The sequence below is a fragment of the Actinokineospora cianjurensis genome (assembly GCF_003663795.1).
In the GTDB taxonomy this organism is placed as follows: Bacteria; Actinomycetota; Actinomycetes; order Mycobacteriales; family Pseudonocardiaceae; genus Actinokineospora; species Actinokineospora terrae.
In genome coordinates this window covers 615,617-641,423 of the sequence record NZ_RCDD01000001.1, presented here as the reverse complement: position 1 = coordinate 641,423, position 25,807 = coordinate 615,617, and the positions used below count along the sequence as shown (strand labels likewise).

Below are 25,807 nucleotides of genomic sequence, written 5' to 3'. Positions count from 1 at the left end.
GCTCTAGAGCTTACGGAGTCGAACTCGGCTGATCCGGTGGTTCGCGCCCTTGCGCAGCACCAGCGTCGCGCGTGGCCGGGTCGGGAGGATGTTGTGGGCCAGGTTTGGCTCGTTGATCTGCTTCCACAGCCGGGTCGCCTCGGCGACGGCCTCGGCGTCGGTCAGGCTCGCGTAGTGGTGGAAGTGCGACGCCGGGTCGGAGAACGCGGTGTGCCGCAGCGCCAGGAACCGGTCGATGTACCAGCGCTCGATGTCGTCGGAGTGCGCGTCGACGTAGATCGAGAAGTCGAACAGGTCGGAGACGGCGAGCCTCGCGGCGGGCTGCAGGACGTTCAGGCCCTCCACGATCAGGATGTCCGGCCTGCGCACAACCTGCTCCTCGCCGGGCAGGATGTCGTAGGCCAGGTGCGAGTACACCGGCGCCCGGACCTCGTCGGCGCCCGCCTTCACCTCGGACACAAACCGCAGCAACGCCCGCCGGTCGTAGCTCTCCGGGAAGCCCTTGCGGCTCATCAGGTTGCGCCGGTCCAGCTCCGCGCGCGGGAACAGGAAGCCGTCGGTGGTCACCAGGTCGACGTGCGGGTGGTCCGGCCAGCGGGCCAGCAGCAGCCGCAGCAGCCGGGCGGTGGTCGACTTGCCCACCGCGACGCTGCCTGCGATGCCGATCACGAACGGCACCTTGGCCGGACTGTCCTCACCGAGGAACTCGACGGTGGTGTTGTAGAGCCGCTGCCTGGCCGCGACCTGCAGCGAGATCAGCCGGGACAGTGGCAGGTAGACGTCGACCACCTCGTCCAGGTCGACCGGGTCGCCGAGCCCGCGCAGCTCGACCAGTTCGTCGAGGTTCAGCGGCAGCGGCGTCGACTCGCGCAGCTCCCGCCACTGCTCGCGGCGCAGCTCCACGTAGGGGCTCAGCTCACGGACCCGCGCCATCTCGGGCTCCCTCGCGCCGGAACGGGTGTACGGGAGTCAACGTAGGTGCTGGGGCGGGGTTCGCGCTGTGACCGAATGCACCGATCAGGGGACAACAGGTGTGGCGCACATGACGTCGCCGCGAACATCAGGTTCGTGCCACACTGCCCGGCTCGAACACCGCGTCCCAGGCGGCGGCCAGTTGGCGCGCGCACACGTGCGGCGGCACCCCGCCGACACCGGTACCCAGCCCCGGCATGGCGATCGTCCCCACTGTCGCCCGCACGGGTGCGCCGTTGTCGAACACGCCGTCCCGCCAGAGCCGGAAAACGGCCCTAGCGGCTAGATAGGGGTGGACGGTCTCAGCCGCGAGAGCCTGCGCGGGCTCCTTCATGGTCGGTGCGGTGATGAGCCACGCGGGCCGCTTGGCACCCGTAGGCACGATCAACGCCTCGCCGATCGGGAGCTCCCCACCGTGGTACGCCAAGACGGCGCTACGGACCCGCTGCTCGATCGCGGGGAAGTGCTCGGCGTAGACAGCGTCCACGCCGCCGCGCATCCAGCCGTAAGAGTTCGCCGGAGACACCACCGCGTCGGCTCGAACCTCTAGCACCGATCCACGATGGACACGGATGTGCGGCCTACCTTCGGCGGCTGTTTCCCAGGCTGTCGCGAGGGATTCACCCACCGCGCATAGGACCAGTTCGAGGGGGCCGGGCCCGCGGCGGGGCGCCGCGACCATGCCGGTCTCCGAGTCCGCGGTCACGGCTCCCAGCATGTCATCCGGGGGACACCGGGGGTAACCGCCGTTTGGCAAGCGCCACATCCCCGTACAGCGGTTGGGCCTGCGTACTGTGGGCCGCGTGCCGACAACCGCGTACTTCGGACCCAAGGGGACCTTCACCGAACAGGCCGCAAGGGCCCTCGCCCCCGGCGCCGACTTCCTGCCCATGCCGACCATCCCCGACGCCGTCGGCGCGGTCCGGTCCGGGGTGGCGGAGCTGGCGTGCGTGCCGATCGAGAACTCGGTGGAGGGCGCGGTCTCCGCGGCCATGGACACCCTCGCCGCGGACGCCCCGCCGGTGGTCGCCCTCGCCGAGTACCTGCTGCCGATCCGGTTCTCGATCCTGGTGCGCCCCGGCCTCAAGGCAGCCGACGTCCGCTCGATCGCCAGCCACCCGCACGCCCTCGCCCAGGTCGAGCGCTGGATCCAGGACACCATGCCGGACGCGGCGCGCAGGCCCGCCTCGTCCACCGCCGGTGCCGCGGTCGGCGTGCAGTCCGGCGAGTTCGACGCGGCCGTGACCGCCCCGGTCGCCGCGAACCACTACCCGCTCGACGTGCTGGCCACCGACGTGGCCGACGAGCGCGACGCGATCACCCGGTTCCTGCTGCTGGCCCGCCCCGAGCGGCTGCCCGAGGCGACCGGTGCCGACCGCACCTCGGTGATCGTGGTCCTGTCGCACCAGCCGGGGGAGCTCGCGGCGGTGCTCAACGAGTTCGCCAGCCGCGGCATCAACCTGACCCGCATCGAGTCCCGCCCGCTGCGCAACCGCTTCGGCGAGTACCGGTTCTACCTCGACTTCGACGGCCACATCTCCGAGCCCCGCGTCGCCGACGCTCTAGGCGCGCTCCGCCGCCGCAGCCAGAGGGTCCTGTTCCTGGGTTCCTATCCCAAGGCTGAGGGCAACGCGACAGAGGTGACTGCGCCGCATCGCGCTGCCGACTACGAGTTGTCCGGGACGTGGGTGGCCGCGCTCCTCCGCGGCGAGCAGCCGTGAGACTGATGCTCGCCCGGCACGGCGAGACTCCCTCGAACCTCCGTCACGCGCTCGACTCCCGGCCGCCCGGTCCGTCTCTTACCGAAATGGGCCACCGCCAAGCGTCAGCGCTAGCCGAGCGCCTCGCGGTGGATGAGGTGGTCGCCGTCTACGCGAGCATCGCCATCCGCGCGCAGGAGACAGCGGCACCGGTCGCGAAGCAGCACGGGTTGGCCGTTGATGTTGTCGAGGGCCTGCACGAGTTACAGGTCGGTGATTTGGAAGGCCGCTCGGACGAGGACGCCCTGCGCAGCTTCGGTGAGGTCTACAGGCGTTGGACCCAGGGTGATCTCGCGGCCGCGATGCCCGGCGGCGAGAGCGGCGAGCAGATCCGAGAGCGCTACCTGTCCACGATCGAGCGAATTCGCGAGTCCCACCCCAGCGGTCTGGTCGTGGTCGTCAGCCACGGCGGGATCATCCGCCTCGGCGCGGAATGGCTGGCGGACAACGTCGGCGCGCAGGTGACCAACGCCGCACTGCTGCCCAACACCGGGCACGTGCTGCTGGAGCCGCGCCAGGCCGGGTGGCACTGTCTGGAGTGGACCGGAGTCGACCTGTAGCGCCCCCGGGCCAAGTGGGGGAAAGTCCGGTTGACGAAAATCGCGGCAAGTTGTCGGTGGGTGGGTCTACCCTCCGCCGCGTACTCAACTGCTGTCTATTCAGGGAGGGCTCATGCCCCCGCCCGCGTCCTCGATCGCTGTGCGCGCGGAAGCGCTGGTCAAGACTTTCGGGTCAACCCGCGCCCTGGACGGTGTCGACCTGGAGATCCCAGCCGGAACCGTTCTCGGCCTGCTAGGGCCGAACGGGGCCGGTAAGACGACCACCGTCCGCATCCTCACCACGCTGCTCAAACCCGACTCCGGCCGCGCGTTCGTCGCGGGCCACGACGTCGTCGCCGACCCGGACGCGGTCCGCCGCTCCATCGGGCTCTCCGGCCAGTACGCGGCCGTCGACGAACACCTCACCGGCTACGAGAACCTCTACATGGTCGGCAGGCTCTACGGCATGTCCCGCGCGGACGCGTCGAAGCGGGCCCGGGAGCTCATCTCCCGGTTCCGCCTGGAAGACGCCGGGGACCGCCCGGCCAAGACCTACTCCGGCGGCATGCGCCGCAGGCTCGACCTCGGCGGCGCGCTGGTCGCCCAGCCCGCCGTCGTCGTGCTCGACGAGCCCACCACCGGCCTCGACCCGCGCGGCAGGCTCGACACCTGGGAGGTCATCGGCGAGCTGGTGGCCGACGGGACCACGGTCCTGCTGACCACCCAGTACCTGGAGGAGGCCGACCAGTTGGCCGACACCATCCTGGTGATCGACCACGGGAAGGTCATCGCGGGCGGCACGGCCGACCAGCTCAAGGCCCAGATCGGCGGTGAGCGGCTGGAGATCGTGGTCGCCGACGCCACCGAGTTGGCCGCGACCGCGCGGGTGCTCGCCGAGGTCGGGTCGGACGCCCCGACCACCGACGACCACCAGCGCCGGGTGCAGGTCAAGGTCGACACCGGCCCGAAGGCGCTGGTCGAGGCGCTGCGCAGGCTGGACCAGGAGAGCGTCTCGGTGCTCGACGTGGCACTGCACCGGCCGACCCTCGACGACGTGTTCCTCGCCCTCACCGGCCACGTCGCCGAGGAGAAGGTCGAGGCGACCGAGACCGAGAAGACCAAGGGCAGGAAGGCCAAGACCCGATGAGCGTCATCACCGCCGGTGCCCGCGACAGCGGGGTCGTCACCTGGCGCAACCTGATGAACGTGCGCCGCCAGCCCGACCTGCTGCTCGGCGCCACGTTGCAGCCGATCATGTTCGTGCTGCTGTTCGCGTTCGTGTTCGGCAACAGCATCGGCGACGACCCGTCGGCCTACCGCGAGTTCCTGATGGGCGGCATCTTCGCCCAGACGGTCGCGTTCAACTCGGCGTACACGACCATCGGCATGGCGGCCGACCTGGAGAAGGGCGTCATCGACCGGTTCCGGTCGTTGCCCATGACCAGGGCGGCGGTGCTGGTCGGCCGCACGGCGTCGGACCTCGCGGTCAGCGCCATCGGCCTGCTGGTGATGTCGCTGTGCGGTCTGCTGGTCGGCTGGCGCATCCGGGGCAGTTTCCTGGACGCGGTGCTCGGCTACCTGCTGCTGCTGGTGTTCTCCTTCGCGATGTCCTGGATCGGCGCGTGGGTCGGCCTGCTGGCGGGCAACGTGCAGGTCGCGCAGAGCGCGGGCTTCATCTGGATGTTCCCGGTCACGTTCATCTCGTCGGCGTTCGTGTCGGCGTCGAGCATGCCGGGGCCGTTGAAGGTCGTCGCCGAGTGGAACCCGATCACCGCGGTCGCCGACGCGGCGCGGGACCTGTTCGGCAACACGGCCCGCACGGGTGTCCTCGGGCAGTCCGACTCGTGGCCCGCGCAGCACGCCGCGCTCTACGCGCTGCTCGCCTGCGTCGGCATCCTGGTGATCTTCGCGCCGCTCGCGGTGTCGAAGTACCGCAAGGTCGCGAGCAAGTAGTCGCGCCGGGGAGGGTGCGCTACGCCCCGGCGGGCGCGCTCTCCCCGGACAACACCGGTTCCACCGCCGCGTCGAGGCTGTCGATCTCCGCCTCGAACCTGGCCATGGCGACCCACAGCGCCCCGGCCAGGCCGAGTTGCAGCGCGCCGGAGATGAAGAAGACGGCACGGGTGTTCAGCCAGGCCGCGAGCACCCCGCCGAGCAGCGCCCCGATCGGGATCGCGCCCCACACGGCCGTGCGCCACACACCCAGCACCCGGCCGAAGAGGTGCTCCGGGATCAACGCGTGCCGCAGCGCGCCGATGATGACGTTCATGGTCACGACGCTGGCGGCGAACACGCCGAACAGCAGCGCCGCCGAGACGGGTTCGTAGACCAGCCCCATGACGCCGAACGCGATCGCGCACCCGGCGACGGCCGAGGTCAGCACGGCTCGCCGGGACAGCACCCTGGTCAGCCGCGGCGCGACCGCCGCGCCCACGAGACCGCCCGCGCCGCCGACTAGGGCGAAGACACCGAACGCGGCGCTGGTCAGCCCGAGGTCCTCTAGCGCGTAGAGCACGAGCAGGGCCTGTGCGAGTTCTGAGGTCAACGCCAGCGCGGCCGCGAACGCCACCAGTTGCACCATCAGCGGACGGCTGCGGACCCAGCTAAGACCTTCCGCGAGTTGCACCCGGAGCTTGGGCGCCGGGCCTTCGACCTTGGGCCGGTAGCTCCCCCGGATGGCCAGCAGGAAGATCGCCGCGATAGCGAACCCGGCGGAGTTGAGGACGAACGGCAAGGCCGCGAACGCGGCGAAGGTGACGCCACCGAGCGGCCCGCCCAGGAAGGTCTGACCGACGATCTCGGCGGATTGCAGCTTCCCGTTCGCGGACTCCAGTCCGGACCGCGGCACCACCGCGGGGATGAGCGCCTGCGCCGCGCTGTCGGCGATGGTCTCGACGGTGCCGATGAGCAGCGCCATGGCGTAGAGCAGCCAGATGGTCGTCGCGTCGAAGAGGACGAGGACGGCGAGCGCCCCGACGATGATCGCGCGGGAGGTGTTCGCCAGCAGCATCGCCTTGCGCCGGTCGACCCGGTCCACCAGGGCGCCGCTGACCAGGGCGAACAGCAGCCAGGGGAGGAAGGCGGTCGCGGAGAGCCCGGCGATGAGCAGTGGGTCGCGGGTGAGGCTGGCGCCCAGCAGTGGGAAGGCCACCTTGCCGATGCCGTCGCCCAGGTTGGACAGCGCGCTGGAGCCGAGCAGCCAGGTCAGTCGCCGGTCCCTGGCCACTTCGCCCCCGGGTAATCGTGCCGACCCCATGCCGCGACGCTACTGGCCGGTTCCCGCCAGTAACTACCCCCGAACGGGCGGCAATTCTTCCCACGGGGTACTCGCGCGTGTGAAGACCCGCCAGGTGGCGGATTGTGGGAAACTGGCGCATTGTGGAGATATGAGGTGGGTGGCAAACGGTATCGGGTTGGCGGTCCTCGTCCTGGTCGCGGGCTGCGCCGGGCAGCGCTCGGAGACCCAGCAGCCCCAGGCGGAAATCCCCTCGGCGACCTCCACGGTGTCGCTGCCCCCGACCACGGACTCCAGCACACCGCCCGAGCCCGCGTCGACCGACGACTGCAAGGTCAGCGAGCTGAAGCTGGCTGTGAAGGACGGCGACGCCGCGGCCGGGACGGTGTTCCGCAAGCTGGTCTTCACCAACGCGGGTACCCGGACCTGCGTGATCCAGGGCTTCCCGGGCGTGTCGTACGTGACCGGCGACGACGGCCACCAGGTCGGCCCGGCGGCGTACCGGGTGGGCACCAAGGGTGCCCCGGTCCGCCTGGAACCGGGGTCCTCGGCCACGTCCGACGTCGGGTTCGTGAACGTGCGGAACTACGACCCGCAGGTCTGCCAACCGACCCCGGTCCGCGGGCTGCGGATCTACCCGCCGCACGACACGGAGTCGACCTTCGTGGACCTGCCGGGAACGGGGTGCGCGGGCACCCCGCCGGGCAACCAGCTGACCGTGAAGACGATCGGCTAGACGGTCCGCAGGAACGCGGCCCAGTCCTTGCGGCCGAACCGCAACTGGGGCCCCTCGCCCTGCTTGCTGTCCCGAGTGAGAACCGTGTGGACATCGCCGAACGCGACCTCCACGCAGTTCCGCTCCGGAGTGCTGCGGCTGCTCTTGCGCCACACGACCTTGCTCACTGGCGAAACTCCTTCACCGCTTGGTGGATCAGGTGCAGGCTGTCTTGTTCACTCAGGGATACCTCCCAGGTGTTGTGGAACACGGTGCCGTAGAGGGCGACCTCGCTGGACTTGTCCAAGAACAGTTCGCCCGCCAGGTGTTCGATGAACACCACTGGTGGCTCGCTGTCCCGTGTTCCGCTGTCTGGGAAGTGCATGATGACAAACGGCCCGGTTATCAGCCCGTTGTACATGCCAACCGAGAACGGTATGACACGCAAGTGGACTGTATCCAATTGTGCCAGACCTGCCAAGTGGATTAGCTGGTGGGCCATGGTTTGAGGCCCGCCAACCGGGCGGCGGAGGATGCCTTCATTGAGTACCACTGAAACGGATGGGCGAGCGGTCCGTCTGGTCAGGAGCGCCTGTCGTGCCGTGCGCAATTCGACTCGTCGTTCAATTTCATCATCGGTCGAATCCGGCTTGAACTCCCGGATTAGCATTCGCGAGTAGTCGGGTGTTTGGAACAGTCCGGGAATGAGAGCTGTTTCGTAGCACTGCATCGATGAGACGGCTTCTTCCAGCCCGATGTAGAGGCCGAAACCATCCGGGATGACATCACCGTATCCGTGCCACCAACCCTGCTCCTTGGTCTTCTTGGACAGCGCCTTGAGGTACTCCGTCACCTCCTCCGACGCCCCGTAGATCTTGCACATCGCCTCGGTGTCCAGGCTGCGCAGGGGGGTCTGGCCGGTCTCGATGCGCCAGATCTTGGTCTCCGACCACTCCAGCTCCGCCGCCGCCGCGCGGACCGTCAGGCGGGCCCGGCCGCGCAGGTCGCGGAGATATCGGCCCAGTTGCCTGCGCGGCACGGTCGAGCCGGTTGTCGTCTCACGCACGTACGCCTGCTCCTCGTTCGTCGGGAATCTTGCATTCGCGGTGAAAGTGTCCCGACGAGCAGCCTGCAATACAACGCTGTTGTCATGGCCTTTACGGGTGAATGACCCCGGTGAAAGCTTGCGCTGCGGACCCTCGGACCTGTTGCATCACGCCGCACGCTTTCCGTGCCAACTCCCTCACGAAAGAGGTAAACGCGATGCACTCCAGCTTCCACATGAACACCTGGGCCAAGATCGACGACGGGTGCGAAATCAGCTACTCGCCCGATGGGCCGTCGGCCATGTCGGTGTACTTCGGCGGGCGGATGGAGGGCTTCGAGATCGTCATGACCCGCGAGAGCCTCGACCGGCTCGCCGCGGTCGCCGCCGAGGCCAGGGACAAGTTGGCGGCCTAGTCGGTCATCAGGCCGGTTCGCCACGCCCAGGCGGCGATCTCGACCCGGTTGCGGGCGCCGATTTTGCCCTGGACGGCGGCCAGGTGGGTCTTCACCGTGGACAGCGACAGGTACAGCTCCTGGCCGATCTCGGTGTTGGTCAGTCCCCTGGCCGTCGCCCGGACCACGTCGGTCTCGCGCTCGGTCAGCGGGTTCGCGCCGGTCGGGGTGGGCGCGGCGAAGTGCCGCAGCAGCCGCACGGTGATCTGCGGCGACACCAGCGCGTCCCCCCGGGCGGCGGCCCGCACCGCCTCCATCAGCAGCGCCGGTCCTGCGTCCTTGAGCAGGAAGCCGCTGGCGCCGTTGGCCAGGGCGGTGTGCACGTACTCGTCGAGGTCGAAGGTGGTCACCACGACGACCTTCAGCGGGTCGACCACGTCGGGTCCGGCCAGGGTCTTGGTCACGGCCAGGCCGTCCATGCCGGGCATCCGGATGTCGACCAGGCACACGTCGGGGCGCAGTTCCCTGGCCCGCGACACCGCGTCGAGGCCGTTGGCGACGTCGGCGACGACCGACATGTCCTCCTGGGACTCCAGGATCATCCGGAAGCCGACCCGGACCATCTCCTGGTCGTCGGCGATGAGCACGCGGATCATGCTGAGCCCTTCCGGTCGGTGCGCAGCGGGAACCCGGCGTCGACGACCCACCCGTTCGGGTCACCCGGTCCGGCGGTGAACCGGCCACCGAGCAGGTCGATGCGCTCCCGCATGCCGACCAGACCGTAGCCGCCGGAGCCGCCGGGCGGCCGCATCTCCACGCGGGTGGCGTCGTCGGCGACCCGCAGCCGCAGTTCGTCGTCGACCACGCCGATGGTGATCGTCACCAGGTGGGCGTCGCGGGCGTGCTTGCCGACGTTGGTCAGCGCTTCCTGCACGATCCGCAGCACCGACCGGCCCGCCTCCGGGGGCAACGACACCGGCAGGTCCAGGCTCATGTCGATCTCGGGACCGTGGAAGTTGTCCACCAACGACCGCAGGTCGGCGGCCAGGTCCATCGTCGCCTGTCCCTCGGCCCCGGCCACGGGGGCGCCGCGCATGCTGCCCACCAGCATCCGCATCGCCGCCAACGCCTCCCCGCCCGCCGCCTCGATCCGCCCCAGCGCGTGCACCGCCGCCGTCGGGTTGGCGTCACCGACCAACTGCGCCGCCTGCGCCGCGACCACGATCCCCGTCACGTGGTGCGCCACGACGTCGTGCAACTCCCTGGCCAGCGCCATCCGCTCCGCCTGCTGCGCCCCGGTGACCGCCACCCGCACCGTCTGCGCCCGCTCCCGGTCCCGGGACCGGAAGTACTGCCCCGTCGCCATCGACACCACCAGCAGGAACGCCGCGATCAGCAGGAATTCCCGGCGCATCCCCACCACGCCGACCACGGACACGACCGAGATCACGTCCACGCCTGCCAACGCGGCGATGCCGACCGCCGCGTCCGTGCGACTCGCGTGCCGCACGAGGTAGACGACCAGGGCCATGTGGGCGCCCGCGATGCTGATCGGGACCGGGAACTGGTCGTCGTAGCCGAAGATGAAGATCATCGGCGTGAGGCTGATGGTGGCGGCCAGCATCGCCACCGTCGCGATGACCGCGTAGCGCAGCGGCGCCGTCGGGCTGAGCACGGCGCACACCGCCGTCCCCGCGATGAGCAGGAACAGCGCGATGTAGACCAGGCTGAAGCCCGCCAGTTGCCGCGCCGTGCTCGTCAGGTCGACCAGGTTGAGCACGGCGAGGGCCAACGCCAACGGCCACTGCCGCCGGATCAGGTCGCCCGCCTTGGTCAACGAGCCGCGCTCCTCGTGTGCACGCAGCGCGTAGCCGACTAGACAACCGCCTACGACGACGACGGCGCCGCTCAGGACCGACAGCACCACCTCGGCGAACGCGATGTCCGGGTCGTAGTTCAGGGCCAACTGCCGGAGCAGGGCGGCGACCGCCCCTCCCGTCGCCAGCAGCCCCACCAGCGCGACCGCGTTACCCGCCCGGCTCCGCCAGGCCGCTATCGCCGCCAGCGCGCCGATGGCCACGGTCTCGGAGAGCAGGAAGCCCTCCACACCGACCCTGCTCGAGATCCCCACGCCGGTGGCCAGGGCGACGACGGACACCCCGACCAGCCACAGCGCGCCCCCGGCCACCCCCAGAACGGGTCGGGCGAGCGCCACCAGCGTGAACGCCAGGAGTGGCACCGGCACCAGCGCCTCCGCCGGTACACCGCTACCGATGTTGACCACCACGTCGAAGAGGTAGGCCATCCCCAGCAGCCCCGCCAGCCAGCGGCGGGTGGGTGCGAGCAGCTCCATGGCTGAGAAACGTAGGCGCCTCGCGCGCCCGGCGCCTCGGTCGACCGGCGCTCGGGCATCAGCCGATCGGCCGAACCTGCTCGGACCAGGACCGACCACTTGGCCCGTGCGCCGTACCTCTCCGGCCGATTCGCGACACCCCGGTCCAGGCGCACGCTGGTTGAGCAGGGGAAACACGTCAAACGGAGGTGCGTGATGGTGGTAGCGGTGCTGGTGTGGGTTGGCGCGGTGCTGGGGATCAGCCTGTTGCTGCTGATGGCGTTCGGCCCGGCGATCGTGGAGTTGGACGCGTGGCACCAGGCCAGGCGCAGGCGGGCGGCTGGCGTGGCCGGTCGGGATCGCTGATCATGGAACGGTGACGACCCGCGCGCTCACCGCCGTCCTGGTCCTGTTCACCGTCGTGGCCTGCGGTCCTGGCCCGACCCAGATCCCCGAGCCGCCGACCCTCGCGCCGCCGAGCTCGGCCGTGAAGAACGCCGAAGTGCCCAACGTGGTCGGGATGGACCACCAGGCAGCACAAGACGCCATGCAGAAAGCCGGGTTCTACTACCTGACCGAGGAAGACTCAACGGGGCAAGGTAGGCAACTCTTGGTCGACCGCAACTGGGTGGTCGTCGAGCAGATCCCGCCGGCGGGCAAGTCCGTGCCGCAGTCGGACAAGATCCTGCTCCGGTCGAAGAAGAAGACGGACCCGTGACCCTAGAAGAACTCTCCGCCCGGCAACGAGCCTTCGCCGACGCCCGCGCCTGGGGGCCGTTCCACACCCCCAAGAACCTGGTCATGGCCTTGACCGGGGAGGTGGGGGAGCTGAACGAACTCTTCCAGTGGCTGACACCGGAAGAGGCCGAGGCAGCACCCACTGACCCGGATGCGCGTGCCCGCATCGAAGACGAGATGGCGGACGTCTTGCTCTACCTGGTCCGGTTGGCTGACGTGCTCGATGTAGACCTCATCGCCGCGGGCAACGCCAAGATCGACCGGAACGAGACCCGGTTCCCGCCGGGTGTCGGCCGCACCGCCCTAGAGCGCTGAAAACCGCTGGTCGTGGCCCATCCCCCACAGGCCACGACCAGCGGTCCTCCCCCCAACGCCCGGTGCGGCTCGCCCCCCGCGAGTCACACCGGACGAGTCTCACGCCAGCCGTGGTCCGGTCCCCCCGACCGGACCACGGCTGGCGGTTCTCCCGCCCTCGGAAGTCCTCTAGCCGCCCTCGTGCCTCTAGTGCTTCTCGTGCCTCTAGTGCCTGGCGAGCGTCTTGCGCAGCCGGTTCAGCGCCCGGTGCTGGGCGACGCGGATCGCCTCGGCGGTGGTGCCGACGATCTCGGCGGTCTCCTGCGCGGACATGCCCATCACGATCCGCATCACCAGGATCTCGCGCTGCCTCGGCGTCAGCGTCCGCAGCAGCGCGCCGGTCTGCTCGACCAGCTCGTGCCGCAGGGTGATCTGCTCCGGGCCGTCCTCCAGGCTGACGGTGTCCGGGGTGTCGGCGATCGGGTCCGACTTGTCCCGGGAGTTGGCCCGGTGCACGTCGGCGATCTTGTGCGCGGCGATGCCGTACACGAAGGACAGGAACGGCCTGCCCAGCTGCTGGTAGGTGGGCAGCGCGCGGAACACCGCCACGCAGACCTCCTGCGCGACGTCGTCGGCGGTCGCGAACGAGCGCGGGAGCCTGCCCAGCTTCGCCCGGCAGTACCGCAGCACCAGCGGGCGCAAGAAGATGAGCAGCTGCTCAGTGGCGCTGTTGTCACCACCGATCGCGGCTGCGACTACCAGGTCCAGGTTGTCGCGGTCGGCGACGGTAGGGAAGTGGACGCCATAGCGGGCCTGCTGTTGCGGCACGCAGCGGCCAAACGACGCTTCTAGTGCGGCGATCTCCTCGTCCAGCTCCACCGTGCACAACATCGCGTTCCTCCTGCGCCAAGGGCGTTGACTCTCACCCCTAACAGAGCGCGGGGGGTAGCGCGAAATACAGGACTAGGGACCCTATTTTGTCTGGGGGGCAACTTTCTCGGTACCGATGCCGATCGTGTCTGATCGACTACCTAGGGCGACGGCGCGTCCAGTCGGTAGAGGTTGTTCTCCTGCATGATGCGGATGACCTTGGCCGCGTAGTTCGGGTCGGTCGCGTACTTCTTGGCCACCTCGGTCACGTACGCGTTGGGGTCATGCTTCAGAGGTAGGGCTGCCGTGTAGTTCTTGCTGGTAGAGAGCACGCGGCCGTAGTCCCGGAAGGACGACAGCATCGAGTCGTAGACCCGGAACAGGGCCTGGACCTGGTGGCAGTCGGGGGTGCACTCGGTGGTCGGGTAGTCGTGGCAGGCCACGGCGATGGGGCCGGGCCCGGTCGCGAGGCACTTGAAGCCGAAGAAGTTCTGGTCGGTGACCGCGAGCCTGCTCTGCCCCCAGGAGGACTCCAGGATCGACTGTCCTGCGGTGACCGACGCGGGGATGCCGAACTCGACCGCGACGGCCCGGGCCAGCGGGCCCGCCCGATCGAGGTACGCCGCGGCGAGCTTCTTGGCGTGCGCGGTCTTGGGCTTGCCGGGCGGGGCGGCGGCTGCCTGGGCCGGACCGAGCACTAGCGCGGTCACGGCGAGGACTGCGGCTGCGATGCGATGTCTTTTACCCATGCTTCGAGCGTCTGCGCAGGTCAGCGGCACCGCAATCTGACCTTCACCCGGTCGTGGCTGGTGGCCTTGTGGGTGACTAGATCACCAATCCGGTCGCCCGGACGCAGAGGTCCCAGAGCTCCTTGCGGTCCTGCGGGTCGTCGTGCTGCCACGGCAGGTAGTGCGTGGGGCGGATCCGGCGGTCGTGCCAGAACCCACCGGTCGAGTGACCCGGCTCCTCGGCCGCGGCGAGCCAGACGATCGTGTCAGCGCCCTGTTCCGGGGTGCGCAGCAGCGGGCCCATGACCTTGTTGAACCCGGGCAGCGACCCGCTGACGCCGGGGGTGTCGGCCCAGCCGGGGTGCGTGCTGTGGACGGTGACGCCGGTGTCGGCCAGCCGCTGCGCCCACTGCTCGGCGAGCACGACCTGCATCCGCTTGGTCCTGGCGTAAGCCTTGCCGCCCTTGTACTCGCCCTGGCGGTACTGCGGGTCCTCGCTGTGCAGGCGCGCGGCGTACATGCCGCCGGAGGTCACGAACACGACCCTGCCCTTGGCGGCGGCAAGGGGTTCGCGCAGCAGGCCGGTCAGCAGGAACGGGCCGAGGACGTGCGTGGCGAGGGTGACCTCGTTGCCCTCGGGGGTCTCGCTGCGGCTCGGCGGGAGTGAGCCTGCGTTGTGCACCAGGACGTCGAGGCTGCCGTGCTGGGCGGTGAAGGCTTTCGCGAACTCGCGGACGCTCGCCAGGTTCGACACGTCGCACTCGCCGATCTCCAGGTGCGCGTTCGGGACGTCCTCGGCGATCTCGTCACGGGCGCGCTCACCCTTCGCCGCGTCGCGGACGACCAGGTGCACGGAGGCACCCAGTTTTGCGAGCGCCGCGACGGTCGCCTTGCCGAGGCCGGAGTTGGCGCCGGTGACGACGGCCGTCTTCCCCTCGAGCGCGCCGGGGGTCGGGTCGGCTGCCCAGAACTTGCTGCGCAGTTCGTACCCGATCTTGGTGTAGCCCGGCACGACCGCCCGGTCCAGCACAGTGTCGAGGATCTTCGTCGCCGCACTCATGGTCCCGACGCTAGTCCGGCGCCCGGTCCGCCGCCGGTTCTCCTTGACAGGCCCCCCAGTTTTCGGTGACCCTGGACGACAAGTAACTGTTACCTGACGTAACACTCCTGACCTCGGGACCCGGAGGGTGGAAACACCATGGCTCGTGTACTTCGACCGAAGGACGCCGACCAGGTGAGCTCCCGCCTGCTCGACGCGTCCGCGCGCACCTCCTACGACCCGTTCGTCGACATCGACTGGGCGGCGCCGCTCGACCGGGAGAAGGCGTACATGCCGATGGAGCGGGTCTCGCTCTACGGCACCGACCTGTGGCGGGGGCTCGGCGAGGAGCAGCGGATCGAGCTGTCCAAGCACGAGATGGCCAGCATCGCCGGGGTCGGGCTGTGGTTCGAGATCATCCTGATGCAGCTGCTCATCCGGTACGCCTACGACCTCGACCCGCGCAGCCCGCACGCCCAGTACGCGCTGACCGAGGTCGGCGACGAGACCCGGCACTCGATCATGTTCGCCAAGGCCATCGCCCGCTTCGGCACGCCGAACTACGGCCCCGGCAGGCTGTTGCACAACCTGGGCCGGGTCTACAAGGCCATCGCGGGCGGGCCGTCGATGTTCGCCGCGGTGCTCGTCGCCGAGGAGGCGACGGACCGGTTGCAGCGGTCCACAATGGACGACACGGCGATCCAGCCGCTGATCAGGATGGTCAACCGCATCCACGTGATCGAGGAAGCGCGGCACGTCCGGTACGCGCGCGAAGAGGTGATCCGCGGCGTGCCGGGCCTCAACCGCGCCGAGTTGGAGTGGCACCGGCTGGCGACCGCGGCAACGGCCATCGCGGTGATGGACGCCCTGGTCAACCCGCGGGTCTACAAGGCAGTCGGGATCGCGCCCCGGGTCGGCCGGGAGGTCGCGCGGGCGAATCCGCACTTCCAGCAGACCCGGCGCTGGATGGTGGAGAAGGTCGTCGAGTTCCTCACCGAGACCGGCATGATCGGCGGGCCGTCGCGGCGGCTGTGGCAGCGGGCGGGGCTGCTGCGCTAATCCGGTCGTGCCGCAGGCGTTGTCTCGCTTAGCCTTCAGCGCATGGCAGCAACCACGATCCGCGGCGCGAACGTCGACATCCGCCTCTGGGCAGACCCGGAGCAGGTCGAAGACGTCGCGATGCAACAGCTCCGCAACATCGCCGCGCTGCCGTGGACCTACAAGCACGTGGCCGTCATGCCCGATGTCCACTACGGCAAGGGTGCCACGGTCGGCTCGGTGATCGCCATGCGCGGCGCCGTGTCGCCCGCGGCGGTCGGCGTCGACATCGGCTGCGGCATGACCGCGGTCCGGACGTCGTTGGTGGCCAACGACTTGCCCGAGTCGCTCGCTCCACTTCGGACCTCGCTGGAAGCCGCTGTGCCGGTGGGCCGTGCGTCGCACAAGGGCGAGGCGTTCACCGCGCGCGACGCGGCCGACTGGGAGAAGTTCTGGAAGGCGTTCGGTGACCTGACGCCGGTCGTGAAGCGCGAGAGCGGCAAGGCGCTGGTCCAGATGGGCACCCTGGGCGGCGGCAACCACTTCATCGAGGTCTGCCTGGACGAGTCCGGGCAGGTCTGGGTGATGCTGCACTCGGGGTCGCGCGGCATCGGCAACATCCTGGCGCAGCACCACATCGGCATCGCGCAGGAACTGGTGCACAACCAGGGGCTGCCCGACCGCGACCTGGCGGTGTTCATCGCCGGGACGCCGCAGATGGCCGCCTACCGGCACGACCTGTACTGGGCGCAGGACTACGCGCGGCGCAACCGCTCGGTCATGCTGCGGCTGGTCTGCGACGTGCTGCGCAAGCGGTTCCACGGGGTGCGGTTCGACGAGCCGATCTCGGTGCACCACAACTACGTCGCCGAGGAGACCCACTTCGGCGAGGACGTGCTGGTCACCCGCAAGGGCGCGATCCGGGCCGGGCTCGGCGACATGGGCATCATCCCGGGGTCGATGGGCACCGGGTCCTACATCGTCCGCGGGCTCGGGAACCCGGACTCGTTCTCGTCGGCGTCGCACGGCGCAGGCCGTCGGATGTCGCGCACGAAGGCCCGGAAGGCTTACACCGCAGAGGATCTGGCGGTCCAGACGGCGGGAGTCGAGTGCCGTAAGGACAGTGGCGTCGTCGACGAGATCCCGGCGGCGTACAAGGACATCGACGACGTGATCCGCGCGCAGTCGGACCTGGTCGAGGTCGTGGCCCGACTCAAGCAGGTCGTCTGCGTGAAGGGGTGAACCCCCATCCGGGTGGGTAAGGAAGCAGCTCGCTGCCTGCCCATCCGGATGCCCTCTGTCTACCAGTGGCGGCTGGAAAAACGCGGGATTGGGCGCCTGCGTGTCTGGTAGCGTTGCTTGTGCTCCTGTACCGGTAATCGGCCCTCCGTCGTCCTTGTTCATTTCGGAGTGAGGAGCTTCGCTGTGCATGTAGCGTTTATGGCCGTCCCCGCGCACGGTCACGTCAACCCGAGTCTCGCCCTTGTCGCCGAACTGGTCCGGCGCGGCCACCGGGTCACCTTCGCGGTTCGCCAGGACTTCACCGACGCGGTTTCCGCCGCCGGCGCCGAGGCCCTGCCGCACTCGTCCACCTTCCCGTCCGGCGAGGCCGACTGGCCGGACGACGAGGTCGGCGCCCAACGCCTGTTCCACGACGAGTTCCTGGCGGTAACCCCGCAGGTGGAGGCCCTGTACGCGGGCGACGAGCCAGACGCGGTCGTCTACGACATCGGCGCCTGGCACGCCCCCGTCCTGGCCGCCAAGTGGGGCGTCCCCGCGGTCCAACTGTCGCCCACTTATGTCGCGTTCGAGGGCTGGCGCGAGTACTTCGGCCTGGGTTCCTCGGTGCACCCCGAAATAGCCGAAATGGATGCTGAGTTCTCGGCCTTCGTGGCCTCTTGTGGCGTGTCACTGACCACTGAGGAAATCAAACACGCCCCCCGCCGCTGCATAGTCACCATCACCCGCTCCTGGCAGATCCGCGGCGAAACAGTAGGCCCCGAATACACTTTCGTCGGCCCCGGCATCGACGAACGCACCCACCAGGGAAAGTGGACCCCGCCACCCGGCAAGAAGGTCCTCGTGATCAGCCTGGGCTCCGCCTACACCAACCGCCCGGACTTCTACCGCACCTGCGTCACAGCCTTCGCGGACCTGGCCGGCTGGCACGTCCTGCTCTCGGTGGGCAAGCACATCGCCCCCGCGTCCCTGGGCCCCGTCCCCCCGCACATCGAAGTCGTCCAGTGGATCCCCCAGGTCAACGCCCTGGCGGTGGCCGACGCCTTCATCACCCACGCGGGCATGGGCTCCACCATGGAAGCCCTCTACTTCGCCGTCCCCATGATCGCCGTCCCCCAGGCCGTAGACCAATTCCTCAACGCCCCCCGCATCGCCGAACTCGGCCTGGGCACCCACCTCCCCATGGAAGAGGCAACCCCCACCCGCCTCCGGTCCGACCTGCACCACATCACCACAGACCCCACCATCCGCGCCAACCTCGCCGCCTTCCGCACCGAAACCCACACCTCCGGCGGCCCCACCAAAGCCGCCGACATCATCGAGTCCCTGACCTAGTCCGCCCCCTCCAGCGCCTCAACCAACGACTCCCCTCTCCGCCACTCCACACACGTCGGCCGTCGCCGAGTCTCCAGAAACTCCGCCACGGCACTCAACGCGGTCTCGACGGTCACTTCGGTGTGCGGTCGCATATAAGACTCGTGGAATCCTGCCAGCCAGTAAGCGACCCACTCGGGATTCGCGCCCCCGACAGGAAGAAACGTCTCCCCGCCGATCTGCCACTGCACCGCGCCGACCTCGTTGTGCACGCCGAATGCGAGCGCGGGCTGTGCCTCGTCGCTGAAGTCCATCCGTTCCTCGGTGAGCACCCACATCCACGGGATCTCCACTCCTGCCGCATTGAGTGCTCGCACCTCCTTGACGAGATCTGTTCCCGTCGGGATCGTGTCCATGGAGATGAATCCGAGGTGGGTGATGGGTGGAATGTCATCCGTCATCTGGTTCCCTCTCCGTGGTACGTCCGCTCGAATGGATTGCCCTGGGCATCCGTTCCCAGCACCGTGAGCGAACGGCCCGCCGGGATGAAGGAGGGCAGGGCCTGTTCGCAGCCTGGAGGATGTCCGCGTTCGGAACCGCAGGGCGCGTGGTTCATGATAACTTGCCCGTGTTTCGCGCCAGTTTCGAGCATCATGGCCACGGTCTTCATCTCCACGTGGTTGAACAGGTTCATGTTGCCACCCAACTCTGCCAGCCGTCGGGCGACCGAGTCGGCCCACGAGTCACTCCGGGTCGCCGTGATCGCCCCGAAGTCTCTGCCGTCGAGTTGGACAAGACCGACGATCTGCATCTTCTTACCTCGCACTACGCGAACAGGAAGAGCATCGTGATAGGGATTCACCCGGTCCGGGTAGCGGTCACCATGGATATTGGCCACCCAGGGTGGCGGGCCAGAGGTGCTAGGGGTCGACGTGGCCATCTGCCCTGTGTGGTGGGCTATCGCGGCTTCGACGGCGCGTTCGACCTCGGTCAGGAAGCCGCGTAAGGCGTCGATTTGCCGTCGGGCTGCTTCGAGGGCGCCCATCACCGGGGCGTACCTAGCTGTATAGCCCAAGATGTAGCCAGCGACCTGCTCGGCCTCGCTGACCCACTCGGTGGGCGGGGTGAGGTTCTGCCGCGCGCCGTTGAGGCGTTCTTGGGTCGTGTGCAGCCGTTTGATGTGGTCGGGGATCGACACGTTGGCAGGTTAAGGAGAGCTTGGACGCCGGCGGAGAGGATTCGATCAGGATCGCCCGGACGGACCATCTCGTTGCGGGGGTGTCATCCGCAGCAGAAATAGGGCTCTAGCTGCGGATGTTCGCCCAGTAGGCCCAGCATGACGCCATTGTGGATCACAGGTTAAATCGGTGTTATCTCGACCACTTCCGCACGGCCGGAGTTGTTGTTGATATTCACTTCCTGGACATTTCTGCTCTGTCGCCACACCTGGCGGCGTTTGAGCCGACCTGGGGGTCAGGTGTTTCGTCGTCAGTCGACGGCGCGTTCGCGCGCGCTTGTTCGGGGTGTGGGGGCCGTGTTGTCGGTTGCCGCGCTGTCCGCTGTGGCCGTTGTCGCGGTGTCCGGTAGGCCGGAAGTCGTTGTGGGTGCGCCGGTGGCGCAGGCGCCGGATGCGGTGGCTGCGATGACCGCGGCCAGGGTGCAGGGCACGCCGGTCGAGGTGGTCGGTGAGCGGGCGGAGACCCGTACCGTCTACGCGCAGCCGGACGGGCAGATGCGCGCCGAGTTCAGCGTCGTCCCGACCCGGGTCCGCAGGGGCACCGGCTGGGTCGACCCCGACCCGACCCTGCGCTCCGCAGGTGGCGTCATCCGGCCGGTGGCGACTGTCGCCGACATCGCGTTCTCCACGGGGGGCGCGGGCAAGCCGGTCGTGCGGCTGGGGCGTGGCGACAAGAGCGTCGAGCTGACCTGGCCGGGCGTCCTGCCCGCCCCCGCAGTCGACGGCGCGACCGCGACCTACGCCGACGTGCTGCCCGGCGTCGACCTGAAGATGACCGCCCAGGTCGACGGGTACGCCCAGCACTTCGTGGTCAAGACCCGCGAGGCCGCCGCAAACCCCGCCCTGGCCCGCCTCCAGCTCGGCCTCAAGTCCACCGGCGTGACCCTGCGCGAGGTCGGCATCGGCGGCCTGGAGGGTGTCGACGCCGCCGGTGAAACCGTGTTCGCCTCCGGTGAGTCGTACATGTGGGACGCCAAGCCGCGGGTCGAGACCGACAACCCCGGCCTCGGCAAGGCCCTGGTCGGTGTCGAGGCCGGCGCGGACTCGCTGTCGCTGGTCCCCGACCAGGCGATGCTCACCGCGGCCGACACGGTCTTCCCGGTCATCATCGACCCGACGCTGCGCACCCTCGACCGCTCCGGCTGGACCACGATCTACGACGACGGCACCACGAGCATGCGCAACGGCACGCACTGGAACGGCTACAACTCCGAGCCGGACACCAAGCCGTGGATCCCGAACCCGTCGGCGCGGGTCGGCAAGGCGTACCAGCAGAAGCTGGTGACCCGGTCGTACTTCCAGTTCGACACCGCGTTCATCGGCTCCGCGCCGGTGAGCCTGGTCCAGTTCACCAGCGCGTCCGCCTACGGCCCCGACTGCGGCACCGCCAGCCACGACCTGTGGGTCACCTGGGCGCAGATCACCCCGAGCACCAGCTGGAACAGCCAGCCGCCGCTGGGGTTCAAGGTCGGCAACGCCGCGGTCGGGTCGCAGCGCGAGCCCGGCTGCGCTGGGCGCAAGGGCGTCGAGTGGCGCCGCGACGTGCGGGTCAACGAGGTCTACAACGGCGCGGGCCCGACCGCGTACATGATGCAGGCGGTCAGCGAGACCGACGACCTGGCGTGGCGCAAGTACGACCCGGCCATGACCAAGCTGACGATCACCTACAACAACCCGCCGAACGCGCCGACCGGTCTGCGCACCGACCCGCCGATGACCGCGTGCGCGCTGTGCGGCAGCACCCCGTACGTCGGCGGCTCCGAGGCGTACCTGATCGCGAACTTCTCCGACCCCGACGGTGACAGCGTGTCCCCTCAGTGGCACGCCCGCTTCGACGGCACCCTGGTGCAGTACAACGGCAACCCGTTGGTGGCCTCCGGCGGCGCGGCCAGCTACCGGATCCCGTTCGCCGGTCGGCACGGCCAGTCCGTGTACTGGTCGGCAGGCGCCGCGGACTCCGCGGGCTCGGTCGGGGCGCACGCACCCGGCCCGCAGACCTTCTACATCGACACCGTCATCCCGAACAAGGCGCCGCTCATCGACGCCACCCTCTACCCGGCCGACAACCGCTGGCACGGTGGCGCGGGCGTCGCGGGCAACTTCACCTTCAGCTCGAACGGCGTCTCCGACACCTTCGGCGGGACCGCGGTCAACGACGTCGCGGGCTACCGCTACGGCTGGACCGACCCCGCGGACCAGTTCGTCGCCGCCCCGGCCCTCGGTGGTTCGGCCACCGTGCGGTTGACGCCGCCCGGTGACGGTCCCCGTGACCTGTTCGTGCAGAGCGTGGACCGCGCGGGCAACCGCTCCCCGGTCACCACCCACCACTTCTACGTTCGCCCCGGCACCGGTCCGCTCGCGCAGTGGTCCCTGGAGGGCAACTTCAAGGACACCGCCTACCTGGGCTCCCGCGACGCACGGGCCAACTCGGTGCAGGACGTCACCTACATCCAGGGCGCGATCGGCCTGGCGCACTCCATCCAGGGCAACCTCAACCTGACCGCCCCGAACGCCGTGCGCACGGACGAGAGCTTCACCTTCGCCACCTGGGCGCGCATCGAGGGCTACCCCAAGGTCGCCAGTGCCGTGCTGAGCCAGTCCGCTTCCCAGCAGACCGGCGCCGCGCTCTGGTACAAGCCGAACGACCCGGCGCAGCCCGCCCTCGGCGGCAAGTGGGTGTTCGGGGCCGCGGTCTCCGACAGCAGCACCGAGCTCAGGGGCGTCGAGGCGGCTGTCCCGGTGCAGACCAAGACCTGGACGCACCTGGCTGGCGTGTACGACGCCACCGCGGGCAAGCTGCGCATCTACGTCAACGGCGACCTCGCCGGTGAGACCGCCGTGCCCTACACCCCGTGGAACACGACCGGCGACTTCCTGATGGGCGCGATGCGCTCGGCGGGCAAGGTGGTCGCGGGTGGTACCCGGTTCGACGAGGTCCAGGTCTACGACCGCGCGGTCGGCGAGAACGAGATCAAGAGCGCCGTGGTGCGCGACAACGTCACCTCCGGGCACTGGAAGTTCGACGACGAGAGCAACGCCAACGCGGTGACCACCGGCGAGGAGCTGATCCCGCGCCAGGGCTACAACGCGGGCAACGTTCCCAAGGTGGCCTACGAGCCAGGCGCCGTCGGCGACAGCCTCGTGCTCACCGGTGTCGACATCGCCGCCGAGACCTACGCCCCGCAGGTCCGCACCGACAGCAACTACACCGTCGCGGCGTGGGTCAAGCTGGCGAGGTTGCCCGAGGGCGACGCGGCCATGACGGTGGTGAGCCAGACCGGGCTGACCGGCTCCAGCGGCGTCATCGTGGGTGTGCGCGGGATGAACCGCAACGGGACGTGGGTCCCGGAGTGGAACGTCAAGACCACCGAGAAGGACACCCAGGCCACCTCCGCCTACGCCTACGACAGCACCCCGGTCAAGGCGGGCGAGTGGACGCACGTGGCCGCGGTGCAGGACGCGGTCAACCGCAAGGTCCGGCTCTACGTCAACGGTGAGCTGGCCTCGGAGTCGACCATCGACAAGCCGCTGTGGTTCGCCGACGGCAAGTTCGAGGTCGGCCGCGCCAAGTGGGGCACCTCGTGGGTGGACTATCTCGCCGGTTCCGTCGACGAGGTCCGCGCCTACACCCGGGCGCTGGGCGCCAACGAGGTCCGCGGCATCGTCGCGGGCGACAACGTGCGGCTCGCGTCCTACAAGTTCGACGGCGACGCCCGCGACGAACTCGACCGCAAGCACGGCACCACCGTGGGCACCGTCGACTGGACCGCGGGTCAGAGCCAGCAGCCGACCGACTCCGACCTGGCCGTGCGCCTGGACGGGACCGGCGCGGTGGAGGCGCCCAACCTGGTCGACGCCACCCGCAGCTTCTCGGTGGCCGCGTGGGCCAAGCTGGACCGCGTCGGCGGCAACCCGTCCGTGGTCTCGCAGGACGGCACCACCGCCAGCGCGTTCCAGGTGCAGGCCACCTGGGACGGCCGGTGGGCGTTCGTGATGCACGGTGCCGACGCCACGGGTGGTGGTCCCCGCCAGGACCGCGCCTACGGACCCGCGATCCAGGTGGGTGTGTGGACACACCTGGCCGCGGTCTACGACGCCGACGCCAAGCTGGTGCAGCTCTACGTCAACGGTGAGCTCACCGGTTCCGCGGCGCACCCGCAGACGTGGACCAACCCGGCTGGCAAGTTCACCATCGGCCGGTCGAAGTTCAACGGGAACCTGACCGACTACTTCCCCGGCGCCATCGATGACGTGGCCGTCTACTCGCGGTCGCTGTTCTCCGACGAGGTGCGGGCCATGGCCGGGCGGGACACCTCGCTGGTGCACCACTACCGGCTCGACGAGCCCTCCGGTGCCGTGGCGGCAGACTCCGTGGGGTCCTTCCCCGCGACCATGACAGGTGGGGTCGGGCACGTGCCCGGCCGGGTCGGCAACGCGGCCGCCTTCGACGGCACCGACGACATCGCCACCACGCCGAAACTGGCGCTCGCCACCGACAAGAGCTTCACCGTGGCCAGCTGGCTCAAGATCGACAAGCCCGCCAACGCCACCGAGTGCGCCGCGAGCTTCTGCATGTGGACCGCGGTGAGCCAGGACGACACCGCGAAGAGCAAGTTCCGGCTCGGCCTGGTCATCGACGGGCAGAACCCGGACGGCCGCTGGACCTTCGAGATGCCGGAGTACTCCGGCGAGACCGAGGTGACCAAGGCGTCGGTGTCCGCGGCCTCGGCCGACTTCGGCACCTGGGTCCACCTCGTCGGCACCTACGACTCGGTGTCGAAGAAGACCCGGATCTGGGTCAACGGCGTCCGCGAGGGCGACGGCACCGTCCTGTCGAGCTGGGGCGCCAACGGTGGCCTCGTGCTCGGGCGCGGCCGGTTCGCCGGTGAGCCCTCGGACTACTGGTCCGGCCAGATCGACGACGTCCGCTTCTACAGCGGCGTCTTCGACAAGGCCCGGGTCGCCTCGCTCTGGCAGAGCTACCCGGCCAACGTCGCGGACAACACCAACGGGACGCTGCCCACGGCCAACGGTGGCGCGTGGCAGCTGAACGAGACCGTGGGGACGGCGCTGGTCGACTCCAGCGGGAAGAACCAGACGTTGACCGCCTACGGTGACGCGTCGGTCAACGGGTCGAACCTGGTGCTCGGCGGGGTCAGCGGTGCCGCGCACAGCTCGGTGCCGGTCGTGGAGACCAGTCGCAGCTTCTCGGTCTCGGCGTGGGCGAAGGCAGACAGCCCCGGGTCGGTGAACCGGACCGTGTTCGGGCAGGACGCGAACCGGACCAGCACCTTCGCCGTGCAGTACCGGGGCGACAAGTGGGCGGTCGTCGTTCCCGGCGCCGACGCGGACAACCCGGCCACGACCGTGGTGTCCGGTGCCGAGACCGCCGCGGTGGGTGAGTGGCAGCACCTGACGCTCACCTACGACGCGCCGAACCGGCAGGTCCGGCTCTACGTCAACGGCCTGCTCGCGGTCGCGCGCACCGGGGTGTCCATCTTGGACGTCGACGGCGCGTTCACCGTCGGCCGGGCGAAGGTCAACGGCGCGTTCGCCGCGTTCTTCCGCGGTGGCGTGGACGACGTGCGCGTCTTCGGCTCGGCGCTCACCGCGGGCGAGGTCCGCCGGGTGCACGACGACCGGGCTCCCCTCGCACGCGGCGCCTACACCTTCAACGCCAACTCCGGTGCCGACTCCTCCGGGGCGGGCAACGACCTGGCCATGACCGGCGCCATCTACACCGACGGGCCCAAGGGCCGCGCGCTGGTCGGTTACACCGGTCCTGTAGCGGTCGCCTCCGGCCCGTTGGTCAGCACCCGGGACAGCTTCACCGTCTCCGCCTGGGTGCAGCTCAACCGCCGTGACCGTGACGTCACCGCCGTCAGCCAGGACGGCGCCAGGACCAGCGGCTTCGCACTGGGCTACCGGGCCACAGGTGCGAACGACGGGGCCTGGGTCTTCGGCGCCCCGGTCACCGACACGGACGCGGCCCAATGGGTCGTCGCCCAGTCGGTGATCCCCGCGACGACCGGCAAGTGGACGCACCTCACCGGTGTGTACGACCACGGCCTCGGCCAGTTCCGGATCTACGTCGACGGAACCCTGGCCGGTGTCACGAGCGGCGCCCGCACCTGGGCGGCGACCGGCCCGCTGACCGTCGCCCGCGGCAAGGTCAACGGCCAGCCGGGCAACACCTTCATCGGCACGGTCGACGAGGTCCGGGTCGACCAGGGCATGGTGCCCGACACCGAGATCGCGCTGCGCGCGAGCTGATCGACGCCGGGTGGCGCGCTGGGGCAGCGCGCCACCCGGTTTTC

Annotated in this window: 25 protein-coding genes; 13 read left to right on the top strand and 12 right to left on the bottom strand. The window is 69.4% G+C overall.

The features are described from left to right. Positions 1 to 3 precede the first annotated feature (3 nt). Both coaA and CLV68_RS02930 read right to left on the bottom strand, forming a co-directional pair. Entirely contained in the window at positions 4 to 933 is a 930-nt protein-coding gene (coaA, locus tag CLV68_RS02935; RefSeq protein WP_092775810.1) for a type I pantothenate kinase, read from the bottom strand. A 127-nt stretch (positions 934 to 1,060) separates the two neighbouring features. After that, positions 1,061 to 1,690: a macro domain-containing protein gene (locus CLV68_RS02930; RefSeq protein WP_121389051.1), complete on the bottom strand. Its 630-nt coding sequence runs from the start codon at positions 1,688 to 1,690 to the stop codon at positions 1,061 to 1,063. A gap of 85 nt (positions 1,691 to 1,775) precedes the next feature. Between CLV68_RS02930 and pheA the strand changes: the two genes are divergently transcribed. From pheA to CLV68_RS02910, 4 genes are all read left to right on the top strand, one after another. Then, positions 1,776 to 2,693 carry a prephenate dehydratase gene (gene pheA, locus CLV68_RS02925; protein WP_170224046.1) on the top strand — a complete coding sequence of 306 codons (918 nt, stop codon included), beginning with the start codon at positions 1,776 to 1,778 and terminating at the stop codon, positions 2,691 to 2,693. Next, entirely contained in the window at positions 2,690 to 3,292 is a 603-nt protein-coding gene (locus CLV68_RS02920) for a histidine phosphatase family protein (RefSeq protein WP_121389049.1), read from the top strand. Before pheA ends, CLV68_RS02920 begins: the two co-directional genes overlap by 4 nt. Positions 3,293 to 3,404: 112 nt before the next feature. Continuing rightward, positions 3,405 to 4,418, top strand: coding sequence for an ATP-binding cassette domain-containing protein (locus tag CLV68_RS02915; RefSeq protein WP_121389048.1), 1,014 nt, complete (start codon positions 3,405 to 3,407; stop codon positions 4,416 to 4,418). Further along, entirely contained in the window at positions 4,415 to 5,224 is an 810-nt protein-coding gene (locus CLV68_RS02910) for an ABC transporter permease (RefSeq protein ID WP_121389047.1), read from the top strand. The genes CLV68_RS02915 and CLV68_RS02910 overlap by 4 nt, the downstream gene beginning before the upstream one ends. A gap of 19 nt (positions 5,225 to 5,243) precedes the next feature. Here the strand turns inward: CLV68_RS02910 and CLV68_RS02905 are convergent, their stop codons facing one another. Further along, complete coding sequence (locus CLV68_RS02905) at positions 5,244 to 6,527, bottom strand: MFS transporter (RefSeq protein WP_121389046.1); 1,284 nt, start codon at positions 6,525 to 6,527, stop codon at positions 5,244 to 5,246. Positions 6,528 to 6,666: 139 nt separating this feature from the next. Here CLV68_RS02905 and CLV68_RS02900 point away from each other — a divergent pair, with 139 nt between their 5' ends. Continuing rightward, complete coding sequence (locus CLV68_RS02900; protein ID WP_246009644.1) at positions 6,667 to 7,242, top strand: DUF4232 domain-containing protein; 576 nt, start codon at positions 6,667 to 6,669, stop codon at positions 7,240 to 7,242. Here CLV68_RS02900 and CLV68_RS02895 read toward each other — a convergent pair. Together CLV68_RS02895 and CLV68_RS02890 are read right to left on the bottom strand one after the other, a co-directional pair. Beyond that, positions 7,239 to 7,409, bottom strand: a complete 171-nt coding sequence (locus CLV68_RS02895) for a DUF397 domain-containing protein (RefSeq protein ID WP_121389044.1) — start codon at positions 7,407 to 7,409, stop codon at positions 7,239 to 7,241. The two genes, CLV68_RS02900 and CLV68_RS02895, sit on opposite strands and share 4 nt — an antisense overlap. Next, the gene (locus CLV68_RS02890; protein ID WP_121389043.1) at positions 7,406 to 8,287 is read right to left on the bottom strand and encodes a helix-turn-helix domain-containing protein; all 882 of its coding nucleotides are present in this window, start codon (positions 8,285 to 8,287) and stop codon (positions 7,406 to 7,408) included. Before CLV68_RS02890 ends, CLV68_RS02895 begins: the two co-directional genes overlap by 4 nt. 197 nt (positions 8,288 to 8,484) lie before the next feature. Between CLV68_RS02890 and CLV68_RS02885 the strand changes: the two genes are divergently transcribed. Then, positions 8,485 to 8,682, top strand: coding sequence for a hypothetical protein (locus tag CLV68_RS02885; RefSeq protein ID WP_121389042.1), 198 nt, complete (start codon positions 8,485 to 8,487; stop codon positions 8,680 to 8,682). On the opposite strand, the gene CLV68_RS02880 is transcribed toward CLV68_RS02885, so the two are convergent. Together CLV68_RS02880 and CLV68_RS02875 are read right to left on the bottom strand one after the other, a co-directional pair. Beyond that, entirely contained in the window at positions 8,679 to 9,317 is a 639-nt protein-coding gene (locus CLV68_RS02880) for a response regulator (protein ID WP_121389041.1), read from the bottom strand. The two genes, CLV68_RS02885 and CLV68_RS02880, sit on opposite strands and share 4 nt — an antisense overlap. Further along, positions 9,314 to 11,014: a sensor histidine kinase gene (locus CLV68_RS02875; protein WP_121389040.1), complete on the bottom strand. Its 1,701-nt coding sequence runs from the start codon at positions 11,012 to 11,014 to the stop codon at positions 9,314 to 9,316. The genes CLV68_RS02880 and CLV68_RS02875 overlap by 4 nt, the downstream gene beginning before the upstream one ends. 195 nt (positions 11,015 to 11,209) lie before the next feature. Between CLV68_RS02875 and CLV68_RS33640 the strand changes: the two genes are divergently transcribed. From CLV68_RS33640 to CLV68_RS02865, 3 genes are read left to right on the top strand one after another with little or no spacing between them, the layout of a single operon-like run. Further along, positions 11,210 to 11,359, top strand: a complete 150-nt coding sequence (locus tag CLV68_RS33640; RefSeq protein WP_170224045.1) for a hypothetical protein — start codon at positions 11,210 to 11,212, stop codon at positions 11,357 to 11,359. A 10-nt stretch (positions 11,360 to 11,369) separates the two neighbouring features. Beyond that, positions 11,370 to 11,711 carry a PASTA domain-containing protein gene (locus CLV68_RS34905; RefSeq protein ID WP_246009643.1) on the top strand — a complete coding sequence of 114 codons (342 nt, stop codon included), beginning with the start codon at positions 11,370 to 11,372 and terminating at the stop codon, positions 11,709 to 11,711. Beyond that, positions 11,708 to 12,046: a nucleotide pyrophosphohydrolase gene (locus tag CLV68_RS02865; RefSeq protein ID WP_121389039.1), complete on the top strand. Its 339-nt coding sequence runs from the start codon at positions 11,708 to 11,710 to the stop codon at positions 12,044 to 12,046. The genes CLV68_RS34905 and CLV68_RS02865 overlap by 4 nt, the downstream gene beginning before the upstream one ends. Before the next feature lie 204 nt (positions 12,047 to 12,250). Here the strand turns inward: CLV68_RS02865 and CLV68_RS02860 are convergent, their stop codons facing one another. From CLV68_RS02860 to CLV68_RS02850, 3 genes are all read right to left on the bottom strand, one after another. Next, positions 12,251 to 12,916 carry a sigma-70 family RNA polymerase sigma factor gene (locus tag CLV68_RS02860; RefSeq protein ID WP_121389038.1) on the bottom strand — a complete coding sequence of 222 codons (666 nt, stop codon included), beginning with the start codon at positions 12,914 to 12,916 and terminating at the stop codon, positions 12,251 to 12,253. Between the two features lie 140 nt (positions 12,917 to 13,056). Next, on the bottom strand, positions 13,057 to 13,644 hold the full coding sequence (locus CLV68_RS02855; RefSeq protein ID WP_121389037.1) for a glucosaminidase domain-containing protein: 588 nt from the start codon (positions 13,642 to 13,644) through the stop codon (positions 13,057 to 13,059). A gap of 76 nt (positions 13,645 to 13,720) precedes the next feature. Beyond that, positions 13,721 to 14,683 (bottom strand): SDR family NAD(P)-dependent oxidoreductase, encoded by a 963-nt coding sequence (locus CLV68_RS02850; RefSeq protein ID WP_121389036.1) that lies wholly within the window; start codon positions 14,681 to 14,683, stop codon positions 13,721 to 13,723. 138 nt (positions 14,684 to 14,821) lie between these two features. Here CLV68_RS02850 and CLV68_RS02845 point away from each other — a divergent pair, with 138 nt between their 5' ends. From CLV68_RS02845 to CLV68_RS02835, 3 genes are all read left to right on the top strand, one after another. Continuing rightward, positions 14,822 to 15,721: an AurF N-oxygenase family protein gene (locus CLV68_RS02845; protein ID WP_121389035.1), complete on the top strand. Its 900-nt coding sequence runs from the start codon at positions 14,822 to 14,824 to the stop codon at positions 15,719 to 15,721. 42 nt (positions 15,722 to 15,763) lie between these two features. Then, a complete protein-coding gene (locus tag CLV68_RS02840) occupies positions 15,764 to 16,942 on the top strand; it encodes an RtcB family protein (protein WP_121389034.1) in 1,179 nt (392 codons plus the stop codon). A gap of 198 nt (positions 16,943 to 17,140) precedes the next feature. Continuing rightward, the gene (locus CLV68_RS02835; protein ID WP_121389033.1) at positions 17,141 to 18,274 is read left to right on the top strand and encodes a macrolide family glycosyltransferase; all 1,134 of its coding nucleotides are present in this window, start codon (positions 17,141 to 17,143) and stop codon (positions 18,272 to 18,274) included. On the opposite strand, the gene CLV68_RS02830 is transcribed toward CLV68_RS02835, so the two are convergent. Beyond that, positions 18,271 to 18,714 carry an Imm1 family immunity protein gene (locus CLV68_RS02830; protein ID WP_121389032.1) on the bottom strand — a complete coding sequence of 148 codons (444 nt, stop codon included), beginning with the start codon at positions 18,712 to 18,714 and terminating at the stop codon, positions 18,271 to 18,273. The genes CLV68_RS02835 and CLV68_RS02830 overlap by 4 nt on opposite strands. Further along, complete coding sequence (locus tag CLV68_RS02825) at positions 18,711 to 19,451, bottom strand: DddA-like double-stranded DNA deaminase toxin (protein ID WP_121389031.1); 741 nt, start codon at positions 19,449 to 19,451, stop codon at positions 18,711 to 18,713. Before CLV68_RS02825 ends, CLV68_RS02830 begins: the two co-directional genes overlap by 4 nt. A 336-nt stretch (positions 19,452 to 19,787) precedes the next feature. On the opposite strand from CLV68_RS02825, the gene CLV68_RS02820 reads away from it, so the two are divergent. After that, positions 19,788 to 25,763 carry a LamG domain-containing protein gene (locus CLV68_RS02820; RefSeq protein WP_121389030.1) on the top strand — a complete coding sequence of 1,992 codons (5,976 nt, stop codon included), beginning with the start codon at positions 19,788 to 19,790 and terminating at the stop codon, positions 25,761 to 25,763. The last annotated feature ends 44 nt before the right edge of the window (positions 25,764 to 25,807 follow it).